Below are 1,925 nucleotides of genomic sequence, written 5' to 3'. Positions count from 1 at the left end.
CTCCCGCCCGCGCTGCCCCCGGGCCGCGGCCGCGCCCGCAGGTAGGCACGTCACCGAGCACAGGAGAGCGGGCCGTCCGCACCGGGCGGCCCGCTCTTCAAGCGTTCTGCAAGGTTTTTGCAGCAGGGCACTGCCAGTGTCTGCGTCAGCGGGCGGTGGTTCGGGGGCGCCTGCCGCGCGGTGCCGCTGGCCCGCGCGGTGAGGTGTCGACCACCGCCCGCGCACGACGCACCGAGCCGGCGACGGCGCGAGGTACCACCTGGACGAGCACAGCGACGTCTTCCTCACCTTCCGGGCCGAGGGCGACGAGGGCCACGCCGGCTTCCTCGACGGCCACTGAGCGTGTTCAGCCCTTTTCCCGGGCGGCGGCGAGGAGCGCGCGGGCGCGGTGCTCCGCCGGACGCAGATGGAGTTCCTCGGCTGCTTCCAGGGCCATCCCCGCCTGTTCCACGGCACCCTGAACGTTGCCTTCCGCGTAGCTCACCCGGGCGAGGCCGATGCGGGCCTCCGCCTCCTGATGACGGAACCCGGAGCGGACGGTGATCTCCAGCGCCTCCTCCAGGTACGCCGCCGCCCGGGGCAACTCGCCGCTGAGGCACAGCAGTTCGCCCAGGTTGGTCAGGCAGTCGCTCTGGGTGCTCGGGTCCGCGGTCTCGCGGGCGTAGGACAGGGCCTTCTCGGCGAGCGGTCGGGCGAGGTCGAGGCGGCCGGTGTCGCGGTATGCGCGTGCCAGGACTTCTTGGGCGTCGGCTTCGTTGCGCCGCTTGCGGTGCTCCTGGGACAGTCTCAGCGCCTGTGTGCCGTCGGCCAGCGCCGCCTCGTGGTCACCCCGGCCGTGGTGGGCGATGGCCCGGTTGACCAGCGGGCTGATGGTGCCGAGCGGCTGCCCGTGGCGCAGGGAGAGCTCGATGGCCTCGCTCGTGCGCGCGATCGCCTGCTCCGACTCCCCGAGGTAGGAGTGGATGACCCCCATGACGTTGAGCCCGATGCCGAGGATCACCGGGCGGTCGAGGTCGCGGAGCAGCACCACGGCCCGCTGCTGCCATTCCCACGCCCGGCGCATCTGTCCGCGACGTCCGTAGTAGACGGCGAGGTTGCTCATGACGCTCGCCTCGCCGGAGAGGTCACCGGCGCTCCGGTATCCCTCCAGGGCGCCGAGCAGGTGATCCAGGTTGCGCCCTTGGTCCTCGACGTGGTGGCCCAGTACGCCGAGGCTCTGCAGCATCGCCGCCTTCGCCAGCGGGTCGCCCGCGGCCTCGGCGGCCCGCAGACCGGCGGTGACCAGCGTCTTCCATTCGACCCGGTGATGCCGGTAGTAGAGGTACATGCGCAGCTGGTCGGCGAGCTGCCAGGCGATGTGGCGCGGGCCCGCCGCGGCGGCGCGGCCGGCCAGGGCGACCATGTTCGCGAGTTCCTGCTCCAGCCACTCCAGGGCCTGCTGCCGGTCGGCGAACCGGCCGGGTGCGGCGCGCTCCCGGGGCAGTTGGGCGACCCCGGTGTACTCGAAGGCCGTGGCGGCATCGGCGGTCGCGAGATACCAGTCGCACAGCCGCCGCCACGCCTCCTCGTGCTCCGGCTCCGCCGCGGCGTGTTCGGCCGCGTACAGCCGCAGCAGGTCGTGGAAGAGGAACCGGTCGGCCGTGGTGCGCTGCAGCAGGTTCGCGCCGGCGAGCACGTCGAGGAGCTCGTCGGCCACGTCCGGCTCGACGCCCAGCAGCGCCGCTGCGGCCTCCACGCCGAACTCCGGCCCGGGGTGCAGGCCGAGCAGGGCGAACAGCCGGGCCGCGGCCGGGTCCAGCACGGCGAGCGAGTGGTCGAAGGCGGTACGGACCGCGACCCGGCGGTCCCCGGCGATGGACAGTTTCGCCAGCCGCCCGTCACCGTCCAGCTCGGTGGTGTACGCCTCCAGCGACCGCCCCGGCCGG

1 protein-coding gene is annotated in these 1,925 nt (G+C 73.5%); it reads right to left on the bottom strand.

What is annotated here, in order from left to right:
• Positions 1-346: 346 nt before the first annotated feature.
• On the bottom strand, positions 347-1,925 hold a 1,579-nt coding region (locus G3I40_RS00820), incomplete at its 5' end, for a tetratricopeptide repeat protein (protein WP_164300201.1).

The sequence above is a fragment of the Streptomyces sp. SID14478 genome (assembly GCF_010548525.1).
In the GTDB taxonomy this organism is placed as follows: Bacteria; Actinomycetota; Actinomycetes; order Streptomycetales; family Streptomycetaceae; genus Streptomyces.
The sequence above is the reverse complement of the archived record's forward strand: the minus strand, read 5'-3'. Positions and strand labels throughout refer to the sequence as shown.